Consider the following 15624-nt stretch of genomic DNA (forward strand, 5'->3'; position numbering starts at 1 on the left):
TTTGGCTTCTGCAGGTATGCGGCCTTGACCGGATGTGATGCTTAGCTGAACTTGCCGCTGATGTAGTCTCCTGTCATCTGCTCACGCGGATTGTCGAAAATCTGCGTGGTCGGGCCCATTTCCACCAGATAGCCGGTTCGCGTGCCCTGGGAAATGTCCACCGAGAAGAAAGCCGTGGTGTCAGCGACACGGATGGCTTGCTGCATGTTGTGGGTGACCAGCGCGATGGTGTAGTCCTTCTTCAACTCCACCATCAGCTCCTCGACCCGCCGGGTAGCGATCGGGTCGAGCGCCGAACACGGCTCATCCAGCAGCAGGACTTCCGGCTCGGTGGCGATGGCGCGGGCAATGCACAGTCGTTGTTGCTGGCCACCGGAGAGCGACAGGCCGCTGACCTTGAGCTTGTCCTTGACTTCGTCCCACAGCGCGGCGCCTTGCAGCGCATGCTTGACCCGGTCGCCGATGTCGCCTTTGTAGCGATTGAGGCGCAGACCAAACGCGACGTTGTCGAAAATGCTCATCGAAAACGGGTTCGGCTGCTGGAACACCATGCCGATGTAACGGCGCACGACCACCGGATCAACGCCCTTGCCGTAGACGTCCTGTCCGAGGAAATGTACATGGCCCTCGAAACGGAACCCCTTCACCAGGTCATTCATCCGGTTGAGGCTACGCAATACGGTGCTCTTGCCACAGCCGGAAGGACCGATGAATCCGGTGATCTTGTTTTTTTCGATCGGCACATGGCTGTCACGTACCGCCATGAAGTTGCCATAGAAAATCTTGTCCAGTTTGCAGTCCATGACTACAGGCGCCTGGGTGACAAACGGAGCGGCTATTTGCGCAGTGGATACGTTCAAGATCAGATGCTCCCGTTCTTAATATTTGGGCTTGCCGAAAATACGACTGATGATGTTCACGAACAGCACGATCATCACCAGCACCAGTGAGGCCGCCCATGCGAGTTCAAGTTGGTTGTCGAAAGGCATCCCGGAGAAGTTGTAGATCAGCACTGCCAGCGAGGCAGTCGGGTTCATGACCTCGAGATTGCCCTGGTGGTAAATCCAATAGTTGCTGAACAGCGCGGTAAACAGCAGCGGCGCCGTCTCGCCCGCGGCACGAGCCACAGCCAGCATGACCCCTGTCAGGATGGCCGGCATGCCGGTCGGCAAGATGATTTTCCAGATCACCTGCGAACGGGTGCAGCCCATGCCATAGGCGGCATCCTTCATGATCTTGGGCACCATCCGCATCGACTCTTCCGCCGTCAGCACGACAATAGGCAGCATCAGGACCGCCAGGGCCACGCCACCCGCCGGCGCCGAATACGTACCGGTGGTCATCACCACCAGGGCGTAGGCAAACACCCCGGCCAGGATCGACGGCAGGCCCGTGAGCATCTTGGCGGCAAAACGCGCGGCGTTCCCCAGCTTGCTGTCCGGTCCCAGCTCAGCCAGGAAGATTGCCGCCATGATGCCGACCGGCACCGCGATCGCCGCCGCGATACCGACCATCACGAAGGTACCTGCCATCGCGTTGCCGAAACCGCCCCCCATCTCGAAGCCGGTCGGCGGCAGTTCGGTAAAGACTTCCAGGTTGAGGCGCGCGCCGCCGCGGGTAATCAACATGTAGAGCACAGAGATCAGCGGCACACTGGCCAATAGCGCACCAGCCCAGACCAGGGTGGTCAGGATCAGGCTTCGCAGGGCACGGCCTTCGAACTTGCGCTGCAGGCTGGGCATCGCACCTGTTGGAGACGTCAGGTCTGTTGCAGCAGTCAGATCAGTCATCACTTATTACCCCGTTGGGCGTACATCATGATCATCGAACCGAAGATGTTCACGATCAGCGTAATCAACATCAGCACCAGGGCCGCATACATCAACACCTCGATCTCGTTCGGCCCGGCTTCGGGGAAGTTCAACGCCAGCAGGGCGGCGAGCGTGTTGGCCGGTGCAAACAGCGAGAGGGAAATGTTGTTGGCATTGCCGACCAGCATGGCCAGCGCCATCGTTTCACCCAGGGCGCGCCCCAGGCCCAGCACCAGAGAGCCGAAGATGCCGGTGGCGGCGGAAGGCACCATCACCTTGAGAATCGCTTCCCAATGGGTAGTCCCCATGCCATAGGCGGCCTGCTTGGTTTTCATCGGCACAGCCGTGAGCGCGTCCTGCGAAACGGCGGCAATGGTCGGCAGAATCATGATGGCGAGTACCAGCGCTGCGGGTAGCAGGCCTGGGCCGCTCAGGGTCGTGCCGAAAAAGGGGACCCAGCCGAGTTCGCTGTTCAACCAGGTTGTCAGCGGCCGAATCGCCGGGATCACCACGTAGATCCCCCACAGGCCATAGACCACGCTGGGGATGGCCGCCAGCAATTCGACGATGGTGCGGAAGATAGCGGCGAGCTTGGGCGGCAGGAAATCCTGGGTCAGGAAAATCGCCATGCTGACGCCGAAGAAACCGGCGATCAGCAATGCGATAAAGGCGCTGTAGAGCGTGCCCCAGATAGCCGGCAGGATGCCGTATTTGCCCTGGTTAACGTCCCAGACGCTGCCCAAAAGCACATCAAAGCCGTGCTTCTCCATGCCGGGAAGTGCCTTGCGTCCCACCTCGAACACCAGCGCAAATACCAGCGCCAGAATCAGCACCACGCCGATACGCGCAAGCGCACGAAAGGTGCGATCAACCAGGAAATCCTTCCTCGAAGGTGGTTGGCAGGCAGAGTCCGGATTAACCGGTACGACAAAAGGTTTGTTCATGGGCGGAGTCCGGAACAAGGGGGAAAACTCTCCCGGCGTGGCGCAGACGCACACTCCGAGAGAGACCTCACGGCGTTACTGGATGTTGGCGGACGCTTTGCGAACCTGCTCGACGACCGATTGCGGCAATGGGATATAACCCATCGAATCGGCAATCTTCTGCCCCTCGGCCAGGCTGTATTCGACCATTTCACGCATGGCCTTGGCCTTGGCCGGATTGCCGTTGTCCTTGCGGAAAATCATCCAGGTGTAGGACGTGATCGGGTAGGACTTGGCACCATCCGGATCAGGCAACCAGGCCACCAGGTTTTCCGGCATCTTCACCGCCGCCAAGGCTTCGGCGCCGCTTTCGGCGTTTGGCACGACGTACTGACCGGCCTTGTTCTGCAGTTGAGCAAAGTCGACCTTGGCAAGCTTGGCGAAGCCGTATTCGATGTACCCGATCGCGCCCGGGGTTTGGCGCACAGTGGCCGTGACACCATCGTTCTTCGGCGACTTGATGAACTTGTCGCTCGCCGGCCAGTTGACGGTGTTGCCCTCCCCCAACGCCTGCTTGAACTCCGGATTGATTGTCGCCAGGTGCTTAGTGAATACCGCAGTCGTGCCGCTGGAGTCCGCACGCACAACAACCGTGATCGGCGTATCGGAGAGTTTCAGATCCGGGTTGGCGGCGACAATCTTCGGATCGTTCCAGCGGGTGATTTTGCCCAGAAAAATGTTGGAGTACACATCTCGGGGCAGTTTGAGGCCCTTCGGATTGCCCGGCAGGTTATAAGCCAGCACGATTTCACCCGCGGTCATCGGCAACAACTGCACGCCTTCGGCGACCTTGGCGATATCTTCCTCTTTCATCGCCGAGTCACTGGCGGCGAAATCAACCGTTTTGTTCAGAAAGTCCTGTACACCCGCGCCACTACCCTTGGATTGGTAATCCACAGTGACACCGTCAGATTTCTTGCTGAAATCCTTGAACCAAGTGAGGTAGATCGGTGCAGGGAAACTCGCCCCGGACCCCGTCAGACGGACACTCTCCGCAGCGTAGGACGCCGAGGTGGCACAAAGAGAAACCGCAATGGCGAGCGCAGCAGACTTCATCAAACTTTTCATTAGGGGGACACCTTGTGATTACGGGCTCCCGAACTTTGCAGCAGTTTTGTTACACCCTCATGAAAGTTGAATGGCAGCGGTCCCCTCACTCTCCATATGGCCCGGCAGGGACTTAATGTAATTGGTTCGTAACAAATTACGCCTAACACTTTGCCACCCCATCCTCGCGCGAGCCTCCCTCCTATGTCTCCCAGAGAAGCCACCTTAATCCAGCGCATCCACCGTGAACTGCTTGATCACAGTGACGAAGAGCTGGAATTGGAATTATCCGAAGACGGTCATGACCTGAACGCGCTGTTTGATGAGCACGTAGAAGAAGGTACTGAGAAGGATGCTCGAAGGACCTATTTCAGCGAACTGTTCCGCCTGCAAGGCGAACTGGTAAAGCTGCAAAGCTGGGTGGTCAAGACGGGCCACAAAGTCGTGATCCTGTTCGAAGGGCGTGATGCCGCGGGAAAAGGCGGTGTGATCAAACGTATCACCCAACGCCTGAATCCCAGGGTCTGCAGGGTAGCCGCCCTACCCGCCCCCAACGACCGGGAACGTACTCAGTGGTACTTCCAGCGCTATGTCTCGCACCTGCCGGCGGCGGGCGAAATCGTGCTGTTTGACCGTAGTTGGTACAACCGTGCGGGTGTGGAACAAGTGATGGGGTTTTGCAACGAAGACCAGTACGAGGAGTTCTTCCGTACCGTACCGGAGTTCGAACGGATGCTCGCCCGCTCCGGCATCCAACTGATCAAATACTGGTTCTCCATTTCCGACCAGGAACAGCATCTGCGCTTTCTCAGTCGCATCCACGATCCGCTCAAGCAATGGAAACTCAGCCCCATGGATCTGGAGTCCCGTCGGCGTTGGGAAGCCTATACCAAGGCCAAGGAAATCATGCTTGAACGCACCCACATCGCCGAAGCGCCGTGGTGGGTGGTACAAGCTGATGACAAAAAGAAAGCCAGGCTCAACTGCATCCATCACCTTCTCGGGCAGATGCCCTATGAAGAGGTGGAAATGCCGGTAATCGAGCTGCCGCAACGTGTCAGGCAGGAGGATTATTCCCGCAGCCCCACGCCGCCGGAACTCATCGTGCCCCAGGTCTATTAAGGTCAGCCAAAATGGGGGACGCCGTTGAGGGCTTACGTACGGTTTACAAAATCCCATGACACGACGAGGGCCGGAAGGGCTGCCGATCTGCTAGACCGGCCTGGACGAACAGAACCCAACCGGGCGACATTAGTTATTTAAATTAACCATTAATCAATAAATCAAATCGGCATCTGCTCGCTAGGAGAAAAGTCACCGAGCAACTCAATGAAGGATTGACGCAACCAACGATTAGCCGGGTCATGATGAAAGCGCGTATGCCAATACAGGTGTATGTCATAACCGCAGATAGCCCAAGGCAGCGGGACCAGGCGCACATTGGTGATTTCGGAGAACCGCCGGCCGACTGCCAGTGGGACGGTGGCGATCATGTCGGACTCGGCCACCAGGAACGGCACACCCATGAATCGTGGCAGGCTGAACCGCACCCGTCGCGTTACGCCGTGGGAGGCCAGCTCCCGATCCAGCACACTCATGCCGCGCCCCTCGGCCTGGACGGCGACGTGCACGGCGGCCTGGTATTGCTCGGCGCTTATGGTGTCGCCGATGGTGGGATGATCGCTGCGTACTATGCACACGAAAGAGTGGCTGTACAGCGCCCGATGCCGGATCGAGGTGTTGAGCAAACGAGGGAAATAGCCAATGGCCGCGTCGACCTCGCCAGCGTCCAAGCCCTCTTCCAATTGCTCGGAGGACAACGCCTGGGTGCGAATTCTCAGCTTCGGCGCCGTTTTGTCGAGCATGCGCATCAGCCGTGGCAGGAACACCATTTCACCGATATCCGACATGCACAACACTAACTGGCGATCCGAGTGCTCGGCGACGAATCCCGTGGACGGCAGTACCTCGCTGCTGACCATCTCCAGAATGCGTTGCACCGGCTCGGCGATCTGCAAGGCTCTCGCGGTGGGCTGCATGCCATGGGAGGTACGGATGAACAAAGGATCATCGAATAGCGTCCGTAACTTACCCAGGGCGAAACTCATGGCAGGTTGACTGAGCCCCATGAGATCCCCGGCCAGGGTCACGCTTTGCTTTTTGCGCAACGCATCGAAGACTTTCAGCAGGTTGAGGTCGACGTCCTTGATATCCATATTTTGGATTTTATCTATAAGTGAAATAAGGTTTTCGGATTCTAGGCTGACGCCTAGACTCGGCACAAGATCGTTAACGCGATTAACCAGATTGGCATTCTTATAACAATAACGGAGCACACCATGCCCAAGAAGCTGCGCAGCAATTTCCCCTACGGGTCCTATTTATGGGCTGTGCGCGCCGCCCAGTGGCGTGCCTTGGGAATTGACGAGAGCGAGCTGGAGAAGCCCAAGATCGCTATCGTGAACTCGTCGTCCAACCTGGCGATCTGCTTCAGCCATCTGGATGGCATCGCCAATGCCCTCAAGCAATCGATACGCGATGCCGGCGCCCTGCCCTTCGAAATTCGTACTGCCGCTCCCAGTGACTTCATCACCGGTGCCGGTGCCGGGGGCGCCTATATGCTCGCCGCCCGCGACCTCATCACCAACGATATCGAAGTCGCGGTTGAAGGCGCTCAACTCGACGGCATGATCTGCCTGGCCTCCTGCGACAAGACCGTACCCGGCCAACTGATGGCCGCCGCCCGCCTGAATATTCCGACGCTGGTGGTGGTCTGTGGCTACCAGCCGAGTGGCGAATACAACGGTAAGCATGTCGATATCGAAGACGTGTTCATCAGTTCCATGCACGTGGTCACCGGCAAGCTGCTGGTCGAGGAATTGGCCGGCATGGCCCGCAATGCCATCAAGGGCCCTGGGGTCTGCTCGGGGATGGGCACCGCCAACTCGATGCACCTGGTGTGTGAAGCCCTTGGCATGGCTTTGCCTGGCAGCGCGCCCATCGCGGCCAACAGCCGGCAGATGTTCGATTTCGTGCACCAAGCCGGCCAACGCATTGTGGAAATGGTCGAAGAAGACCTCAAGCCTCGCGATATCCTCACCCCCGAGGCCTTCGCCAACGCAGTGGCGACCATTCTCGCCGCGGGCGGCTCCGTCAATACCATCAAGCATATGCAGGCGGTGGCAGCCGAAGGCGGAGTCGACGTGGACGTCTACCAGCTCTTCAGGGACCTGGGCAAACAGGTGCCTGTGCTGGTCGGCGTACGGCCGGTGGGTGAACATAGCATCGAGCAAATGGAAGCCGCGGGCGGTGGGCGTGGGTTGCTCAAGCGCCTGGAGCCCTTGCTGCATGGCGATGCATTGACGGTCACTGGCAAAACCCTGACGCAGAACCTGCACGGGGTGATCGTCAGCGACGATGAGGTGATCCGCCCACTGGACAATCCCTTCGCCACCCAACCGGCCATCGTGATGCTGCGCGGCAATATCGCGCCCCAGGCAGGCATCGTCAAATACGGCATCGATCCGCAGAAGATGCGCCGCTTCGAGGGGCCTGCGATTTGTTTCGAACGCTCCGCCGATGCCATCGAAGCCTTGCAGGACGGGCGCATCCAGCCCGGCCATGTGGTGGTCATGCGCGGCGCCGGCGTGCGCGGCGGGCCGGCCATGGGCGGCGGCGCCTCGAAAGTGGTGTTCGCCATTGACGGCGCCGGGTTGGGCGACCACGTGGCCATGCTGACTGACGGTCATCTTTCAGGGTTGGTGTGCAAGGGCCTGGTCGTGGCCGAAGTCGCTCCTGAAGCGGCCGTCGGCGGACCTTTGGCGCTGGTCGAGGACGGCGACATCGTCACCATCGACCTGGACCTCAACACCCTCGATGCCAATATCAGCGAAACCGAGATGCAAGCACGGCGGGCCCGCTGGCGGCCTTTGGCGCCACAGTTCGGCGGCGGCTGGCTGGACATCTACCGCAATAACGTGTCGTCCATGGAGCACGGTGCGGTCCTGATCAAACCGCTCGACATCACCCGTTCGGGAGAACAGCCGCAATGAGATTGCGCGACGACGAGAAAGCCATGCTCGCCGGCGACCAAGGTCCGGCGGTGCAAAAAGCCATGGATTTACTGGTGCGTTATGGCGAGGCCCTGGACGCAGAATGTCTGGTGGACACGCGCAATGTGGCCGGAACCATCGGTGCCACCACCCCGTTCCTGCGTCAGTACGCCGAGCGCGAGGGTGGCATGGACGCGGTGTTCAGCGAGTTCAATCTCGACAGCACCGAGGTGGTCAAAATCCCCAAGGTCAAGGTCTTCAGCAGTCACCTGCAGCAAGGCATCGACCCTCGGCATGCCGAACGCCAAGGCATCTCGCCGGATGTGGTGCGCATTTATGAAACCGGCCAGGCCTACAGCAGCGGCCTGGGTGTGCAACCGTTGAATACCTGCACGCCCTATCAAGTCGGCAACGTACCGGTGAAAGGCGAGCACTGCGCGTGGATGGAATCCTCCGCCGTGATCTACATCAACTCGGTACTCGGCGCCCGCACCAATGCCGAGGGCCGCGAAAGCACCGGCGCAGCGATGCTGACCGGCAAGATTCCCTATTGGGGCCTGCACCTGGACGAGAACCGTCGCGGTACCCACCTGATCCAGTTGGATATAGACGTGAGCACCACGGCCGACTGGGGACTGCTCGGCTACTGGGTCGGTGAACAGGTGCAGGATTGCATCCCGGTCATCGAAGGCGTGAGCCATCAGCCCAACCTGGCGCGTCTCAAGCACTTTGGCGCGGCGGCGGCTTCCAGCGGTGGCGTGGAAATGTATCACCTGGTCGGGGTCACACCTGAAGCCCGCACTCGCGAGCAAGCGTTCGGCGCCTCCCGGCCTTCAGCCACGTTGCGCTTTGGTGAAGCCGAACGGCGCTGGGCCTACGAGCAAGTCAACGTCACGGCGCGCGATGCACAAGTCGATTTCGTCATGCTCGGCTGCCCGCATTACAGCCTCGAACAAATCTGGGAAGTCTGCCAACTGCTGGAAGGCCAGCGTCTGAGTGCGAACACCGAGCTCTGGATATTTACCGCCGCGTCGATCAAGCAACTGGCAGACGTGGCCGGTTACACCCACATCATTGAGCAGGCAGGTGGGCATGTGATGACCGATACCTGTTCGGCAATCGGCAAGGTGCTGCCCAAGGGCACGCGCGTGGCGGCCGTGGACTCGGCCAAGCAGGCCCATTACCTGCCGGCGATCATGGGTATCCAGGCGTGGTTCGGCACCACCGCAGAATGCGTCCAGGCGGCCATCGATGGCCGTTGGAAAGGAGTACTGAAATGAGCGCAACCTTTACGCTCCGAGGCCGCAAGGTTGTCGGCGGCTGCTTCGAAGGCGAAGCCTTGGTGACCCGTGACCGCATCTCCGGCTGGGGTGGCATCGACCCGCGCAGCGGCACCGTCATCGAGACACGCCACGAGCTCAAGGGCATCAGTTTCGCCGGCAAGGTCCTCGTGTTTCCCGGCGCCAAGGGGTCTTCCGGCTGGTCCTCGCAATTCCATATCGCCCGTCTCGCTGGCGTCGCGCCTGGCGCCATGTTGTTCAATGAAATGACGGCGAAAATGGGTCTTGGTGCCGTTGTCGTCCATGCGCCAGCCATGACCGACTTCAACGAGGACCCGCTGAACCGGATTCGCACCGGGGATTGGGTCCGCGTCGATGCCGACGCCGGGACCGTCGAAGTGATCCCGCGTCAATCGCGTACCGATCTATCCATCCAGCCACAGCCGCCCGGCCTGGAACGAACGCGAAACCCGTCGTAACCCGAATATGACTGCCGAAACACCTGCTCCCGTGGCCCTCGGTCAACGGGCTCGGGCTCGGCTACCCTGTTGACACCTCAAAGGTAGTTTTATGGCTCATGTTATTCGCACGGTACGCCGTACCAGCGCCCCCACCGCCCAACGCTTGCAGGCCGACGTATGCATCGCCGGGGCTGGTATCTCCGGTATCTCCGCCGCCCTCGAGGCCGCCGCGCTCGGCAAGCGCGTGGTGCTGTTCGACGCCCTGCCGATGCTCGGAGGCCAAGCGGTCGGCTCGATCATCGGCACCTTCTGCGGACTGTTCTCCAACGGCCCGAACCGCCAACTGCTGACCCATGGCATTGCCGACGGTATCCTTCGCGACCTGGGTGCCTCGGGAGACTTGCACCAGGCCATCGGTCCATTGACCACCGTGGTTTACTACGACGAAGTCGCCCTCGGTCGCTGGATTGGCCAAAAGGTGCTCGACGCTGGCATCACCGTGGTGCTCGGTGCGGTGTTACGTGATGTAGTGCGCGAAGGCACGCGGATCCAGGAAGTGGAGTTGGCCACACGCTATGGCGATGTGCGCGTGATGGCCGACGGATTTATCGATGCCAGTGGCGATGCGGCACTGGTGTGGAACGCGGGGCTCGCCTGTCGCGAGCCGGATACGCCAATCTATGGCACCCAAATGTTCGTCCTTGAACATATCAACGAAGCCCACTTGCCCACCCGTGCGCAATTCACCGAACGGGTCAAGCAAAAAGCCAAGAGCTACGGGATCGAACGCGATGACGGCTTGTTCTTCCAATTTCCTGGACGCGGCACGGCGGCCTTCAACATGACACACATCGAAACGCCCCTGGATCCCGTCGCTGCCTCTCACGTCGCCATCGCCGGACGCCAGCAGGTGGACCAAGTGATCGATTTCCTCAAATCGGAGTACCCCGAGGCTTACGGCAAGGCCAAAGTGCGGGCGTATGCGTTGCCAGGCATTCGCCAGACTCGCTGGATCGTCGGACACCACCATCTGACGACTGACGAAGTGCGGGCTGCGACGATGTTCCCGGATGCGGTAGCGCGCACCTCCTGGCCGGTGGAGCTACACGGCAATACCAGCGGTTACCAGTGGGAGCCCTTTGGTGACGATCACATCCACAGCGTACCGCTGCGCAGCATGCTTCCCCAAGGCAGCGATAACCTGGTCGTCGCCGGCCGCTGCATAGACGCCGATGCAGCCGCGCTGTCGAGCGTCCGCGTGATGGGGCCGTGTATCGCGATGGGGGCCGCCGCCGCTCATGCGTTGGATCTCGCAGGCCCCGACGGCAGGTTGAGTGACATACCCGCCCAGGCATTGCATGAGAGGCTGGCGTTCAATCTGGAATAGTTTCAAGCGGTTCGACGCGCCCGCCGTGCAGAGCGGGCGCCACTCCAACAACAATAAAAAATGCAGTGGAGAACGCACATGTCACAGTCCCGTACCCTGGATGTCGCGGCGCTTATAGAGGGCCGCAAGTTGTCACGCTTCAACTACGTGGTGATTCTGGTCTCGGTATTGATCACCTTCCTCGACGGCTTCGATTTGCTGGTGCTCTCGCACACCGCCTCCTACATCGCCGATGAGGTCGGCCTGGACAAGATCCAGCTGGGTGAAATCTTCTCCATCGGCCTGTTGGGCATGATGCTGGGCGGTTTTTTCTTCGGCTACCTGGGTGATCGCATCGGACGGCGTCCCACGATTCTGTTCTCCACTTGCTCGTTCGGCCTGTTGACGCTGCTGTTTGTCATGGCCGACAGCTACGAATCGCTGATGGTCCTGCGTTTTTTCAATGGCTTCGCCCTGGGCGCCATGTTGCCATTGTGCTGGGCCCTGAACATCGAGTTCGTCCCCAAGCGTTATCGCTCCACGGTGGTCACTGTCATCATGGTCGGGTTCAGCCTCGGCAGTGCGATGGCCGGCCCGCTGACGGTGTGGCTGGCGCCGCATATCGGTTGGCAGGGCGTGTTCGTATTCGGCGGCGTGGTCACGCTGTTCGCCTGGCTGCTGTTGTGGTTCACCCTGCCCGAATCGGTGCGTTTCCTGGCCAGCAAGCGTAAGGCACCGGAGAAAATCGCGGCGATTCTCAAGCGCATGGATCCGCAACTGGATGTGCGCCCCACTGACCAGTTCGTCCTGTTGGACGAGCCGGATATCGGTCGCCAGGCCTTTCGAGTCAGCCAGTTGTTCATCGGTCGCTTGAAATGGATCACGCCCATGATCTGGCTGGGCTACTCCGCCAGTTCCATGGCCATGTACTTCCTCGCTTCCTGGAGCCCTCTGGTCTATCAATACGCCGGATTCGATCGCGCGACAGCGTCGTGGGTCAGCTCCATTGCCTCGTTCAGCGGCGCGATGGCGGGCCTGGCGATGATGCGTTTCGTCGATACCCGTGGACCGTACATGGTGATGATCTATCCGCTGCTGGCCTTACCCTTCCTGCTGGTACTGGGCATCACCGGCATGCAGGGCACCGCGTTCCTGATGTTGAGCCTGGTCGGCGGCGTGTTCGTCAAAGGCTCCCACTATGGAATCCTCAGCATTGCCGGGATCTTCTACCCCAGTGCCATTCGCGCCAACGGCGCCGGCTGGGCCACCTCCATCGCCAAAATCGGCTCGATCCTCGGTCCATTGCTGGGCGCTTATGTACTCAACAGCGGCCTGCCGGTGGTCAAGAGTTTCCTGGTCCTGGCGATCTGCCCTGCCGTGCTGGCAGCCTGCGCGTTTGTCATCGGTCACTTGACTCGCCGCCACCCGGCGGCGGCCCCGTTGCCCGCCTCATCACAAACCTGAACACCCCCGGCTGATTCACAACGCCTAACGCAGGCAGCCCTTACCGCGTCGTCATCGGCGCGGTCAGGCAACGCTCGTCCTGAATAAACCTACTTATCCTGAGACCAATAAAAATGAACAGGAACCTCGCCCTCGCCACAGCCCTGATGCTCTGCGGCCAAGTCACCTACGCCCATGCGGATTTCATCAAAGACAGCAGCGCAACGCTGACGACGCGCAACTTTTATCTGAATCGCGACTTCCGCCAGAGCGGTGCCCCTCAGGCCAAGGCCGAGGAATGGACCCAGGGCTTCATCGCCGAACTTCAGTCTGGATACACCGACGGCCCCGTTGGCTTCGGGCTCGATGCCCTGGGCGAACTGGGGATCAAGCTCGACTCCGGTCCGGGCCGGCGCGGCACCGGCCTGCTGCCCTATGGCCCTGATAGCAACCAACCCGTGGACGATTACAGCGAACTGGGCCTGACTGCAAAAATGCGCGCGTCAAAGACCCAGCTCAAAGTAGGGACCCTGATGCCGATTCATCCGCTGGCGTATTACAGCGATACCCGACTGCTGCCCTCGACCTTCACCGGCGCCTACCTGACGTCCGGTGAACTCGACAACCTGACCGTCACCGCAGCGAGACTGACCAAAGCCAACGGCCGCGACTCAGCCGGTAACGACGACATCGGCTATTCCGGCCAAAGCAGCGATCACCTGGACCTGCTCGGCGGCGATTACACCATTGGCAAACAGCTGACCCTGCGCTACCACCACGGTGAGCTGCAAGACATCTACCGCCAGCAGTTCGCTGGCCTGATACATGTACTGCCCCTGGGCGAGGGCGTAAGCCTGCGCTCCGACCTGCGCTATGTCGACAGCAATGACATTGGCGTCGGGAAAGCCGGGAAGATCGACAACCGCAACTTCAACGGCATGTTCACCTTGACCGTCGGGGCCCAGCGCTTCTCCGCGGCGTTCCAGCGCCTGTCGGGCGAAAGTGCGTTTCCTGTCATCGATACCGGCACCCCCTATGTGGTGAACCTGGTCACCTACAACTCTTTCATCAAGGCCAACGAGAAATCCTGGCAGTTGCGTTACGAATATGACTTCGCCGCGCTCGGCATACCCGGCCTGACATTCATGACCCGTTACGTGAAAGGCGACGATATCCGCACGCGCTCCGTCACTGACGGCAGTGAATGGGAACGTGACACCGACCTGACTTACGTCTTCCAGAGCGGTGCCCTGGAAGGCCTGAACGTACGTTGGCGCAACCTCACCTTCCGCTCCGGAGATGGCCTGACCCAGCAGCTCGACGAGAATCGCCTCATCGTGGCTTACACCTGGAAACTGTGGTGAGTCCCATCCTCGGGAGCCTGCTCGCTTGCGTCTTACTGTGTGGAGATCACTTATGACTTCGTCACGCGCAATTGATGTCGCCGCCCTGATCGAGGGGCGCAAACTGTCGAGTTTCAACTATCTGATCATCTGTGTGTCGGTGCTGATCACGTTTCTCGATGGCTTTGATTTGTTGATGCTGTCCCATACCGCCGCCTATATGGCCGACGAAATCGGCCTGGATAAACTGCAACTGGGCAATATTTTTTCCATCGGGTTGTTCGGCATGATGCTGGGGGGATTCTTTTTCGGTTATCTCGGCGACCGGATCGGCCGCCGCCCGACCATCATTCTGTCCACCAGTGCCTTTGGTGTACTGACGCTGCTGTTCACCTTTGCCGACAGCTACGCCTCGCTGCTGGTGCTGCGTTTTCTCAACGGTTTTGCCCTGGGCGCCATGCTGCCGTTGTGTTGGGCACTGAACATCGAATTCGTGCCCAAGCGCTACCGTGCCAGCGTGATCACCATCATCATGGTCGGCTTCAGCCTGGGGGGCGCGGCAGCCGGTCCACTGACCGTATGGCTCGCACCTCAGTACGGCTGGGCCAGCGTGTTCGTACTGGGCGGCATCGCCACGCTGCTGTCCAGCGTCCTGTTGTTTTTCACCCTGCCGGAGTCGGTGCGGTTTCTGGTGAGCAGGCAGAAACAGCCGCAAACCGTGGTAAGAATCCTCAGGCGCCTGGATCCCAGCATCGATGTGCGCGCCGGGGACCGCTATTTTCTGGCAGATGAAATCGACATCGGCCGCCAACCATTTCGGGTCGGACAGCTGTTCATCGGCAAACTGAAATGGATCACGCCCATGATCTGGATCGGCTTTGGCGCAAGCTCCATGGCCATGTACTTCCTCGCCTCATGGAGCCCCCTGGTGTATCAGTATGCGGGCTTCGACCGGGCTACCGCGTCCTGGGTGAGTTCCTTCGCGTCTTTCAGCGGCGCCATGGCCGGGCTTGTATTGATGCGAGTGGTCGACACCCGAGGGCCCTATGCGGTGATGATCTATCCCCTACTCTCATTACCCTTCTTGCTGGTGCTGGGCATTGGCGACCTGCAAGGCAATGCTTTCATTGCACTGAGCATGGTTGGCGCCATTTTCGTCAAGGGCAGTCACTACGGCATCACCAGCATCGCCGGGATTTTCTACCCCAGTGCCATTCGCGGCAACGGCGCCGGCTGGGCGGCCTCCATGGGCAAGTTCGGGTCGGTCTGCGGGCCGCTACTGGGTGCCTATGTGCTCAATAGCGGGATGCCCGTGGTGAAGAGCTTTGCGGTATTGGCTTTGTGCCCGGCGGTGCTTGGAGTATGTGTCTTCACCGTGGCACGCATCGATAAGCGCGCGACCCGTGCCGAGATGCTCAATGCTGATGACTGCCCAACGCCAGATAGCGCTGCGACCTCGGCCGACATAGTCGCGCCGCAGGGAGCACGCCAGCCAGTTGGGCCCCGAGAAGCTTGATCTCGCATCCACTGCCGGGCAGAAGGAGTAATGCCCTTTCGGCCAGTTACGCAGCATGAAACGTCACCGTCGTCGAAGCCAAACAGCCTGCCGATCCAGATGGCCCGATCTTCAGCGCTGGCACTCGGGATTACTGGTTCGCAGGTTAGTTACGGCTATATATTTTATCGCTGAATAAAGTAACTTCATGAATCGGGCCTGACGCAAAAAAACTTCGCCGACCTGTCCAACCAGGCTGCGCAATTGGTGGACGACATAGAGACCTCCAATGCAGGTGGAACGCGCCTCGAATGCAAGGCGATGTCACTTTTCAATCGATGAG

13 protein-coding genes are annotated in these 15624 nt (G+C 59.9%); 8 read left to right on the top strand and 5 right to left on the bottom strand.

Going from position 1 to position 15624, the window contains the following annotated elements; translation table 11 throughout:
* Nucleotides 1-41 precede the first annotated feature (41 nt).
* The 4 genes from pstB to pstS form a co-directional block, all read right to left on the bottom strand.
* The gene (gene pstB, locus AC30D9_RS23820) at nt 42-803 is read right to left on the bottom strand and encodes a phosphate ABC transporter ATP-binding protein PstB (protein ID WP_025214260.1); all 762 of its coding nucleotides are present in this window, start codon (nt 801-803) and stop codon (nt 42-44) included.
* A gap of 75 nt (nt 804-878) precedes the next feature.
* Entirely contained in the window at nt 879-1790 is a 912-nt protein-coding gene (gene pstA / locus AC30D9_RS23825; protein ID WP_116832030.1) for a phosphate ABC transporter permease PstA, read from the bottom strand.
* A complete protein-coding gene (gene pstC, locus AC30D9_RS23830) occupies nt 1790-2755 on the bottom strand; it encodes a phosphate ABC transporter permease subunit PstC (protein WP_109755277.1) in 966 nt (321 codons plus the stop codon). The genes pstA and pstC overlap by 1 nt, the downstream gene beginning before the upstream one ends.
* A 75-nt stretch (nt 2756-2830) precedes the next feature.
* Complete coding sequence (gene pstS / locus AC30D9_RS23835) at nt 2831-3862, bottom strand: phosphate ABC transporter substrate-binding protein PstS (RefSeq protein WP_109755278.1); 1032 nt, start codon at nt 3860-3862, stop codon at nt 2831-2833.
* 183 nt (nt 3863-4045) lie between these two features.
* On the opposite strand from pstS, the gene ppk2 reads away from it, so the two are divergent.
* The gene (ppk2, locus tag AC30D9_RS23840) at nt 4046-4963 is read left to right on the top strand and encodes a polyphosphate kinase 2 (protein WP_163854264.1); all 918 of its coding nucleotides are present in this window, start codon (nt 4046-4048) and stop codon (nt 4961-4963) included.
* Nucleotides 4964-5124: 161 nt separating this feature from the next.
* Here ppk2 and AC30D9_RS23845 read toward each other — a convergent pair whose 3' ends face one another.
* Nucleotides 5125-6057 (bottom strand): LysR family transcriptional regulator, encoded by a 933-nt coding sequence (locus tag AC30D9_RS23845; RefSeq protein WP_134923787.1) that lies wholly within the window; start codon nt 6055-6057, stop codon nt 5125-5127.
* A gap of 123 nt (nt 6058-6180) precedes the next feature.
* Here AC30D9_RS23845 and ilvD point away from each other — a divergent pair, with 123 nt between their 5' ends.
* The 7 genes from ilvD (at nt 6181) to AC30D9_RS23880 (ending at nt 15302) form a co-directional block, all read left to right on the top strand.
* The gene (gene ilvD, locus AC30D9_RS23850; RefSeq protein ID WP_490144986.1) at nt 6181-7893 is read left to right on the top strand and encodes a dihydroxy-acid dehydratase; all 1713 of its coding nucleotides are present in this window, start codon (nt 6181-6183) and stop codon (nt 7891-7893) included.
* The gene (locus tag AC30D9_RS23855; protein WP_490144987.1) at nt 7890-9173 is read left to right on the top strand and encodes an aconitase X; all 1284 of its coding nucleotides are present in this window, start codon (nt 7890-7892) and stop codon (nt 9171-9173) included. Before ilvD ends, AC30D9_RS23855 begins: the two co-directional genes overlap by 4 nt.
* Entirely contained in the window at nt 9170-9652 is a 483-nt protein-coding gene (locus tag AC30D9_RS23860) for an aconitase X swivel domain-containing protein (RefSeq protein ID WP_134923784.1), read from the top strand. Before AC30D9_RS23855 ends, AC30D9_RS23860 begins: the two co-directional genes overlap by 4 nt.
* A gap of 91 nt (nt 9653-9743) precedes the next feature.
* Nucleotides 9744-11021, top strand: coding sequence for an FAD-dependent oxidoreductase (locus tag AC30D9_RS23865; protein ID WP_307571147.1), 1278 nt, complete (start codon nt 9744-9746; stop codon nt 11019-11021).
* Nucleotides 11022-11099: 78 nt separating this feature from the next.
* Nucleotides 11100-12464 (top strand): MFS transporter, encoded by a 1365-nt coding sequence (locus tag AC30D9_RS23870; protein ID WP_307571148.1) that lies wholly within the window; start codon nt 11100-11102, stop codon nt 12462-12464.
* A gap of 113 nt (nt 12465-12577) precedes the next feature.
* Complete coding sequence (locus AC30D9_RS23875; protein WP_490144988.1) at nt 12578-13807, top strand: OprD family porin; 1230 nt, start codon at nt 12578-12580, stop codon at nt 13805-13807.
* 52 nt (nt 13808-13859) lie between these two features.
* Nucleotides 13860-15302 carry an MFS transporter gene (locus AC30D9_RS23880; protein ID WP_490144989.1) on the top strand — a complete coding sequence of 481 codons (1443 nt, stop codon included), beginning with the start codon at nt 13860-13862 and terminating at the stop codon, nt 15300-15302.
* Nucleotides 15303-15624: the final 322 nt, after the last annotated feature.

It is taken from the genome of Pseudomonas sp. DF11 (genome assembly GCF_058148565.1).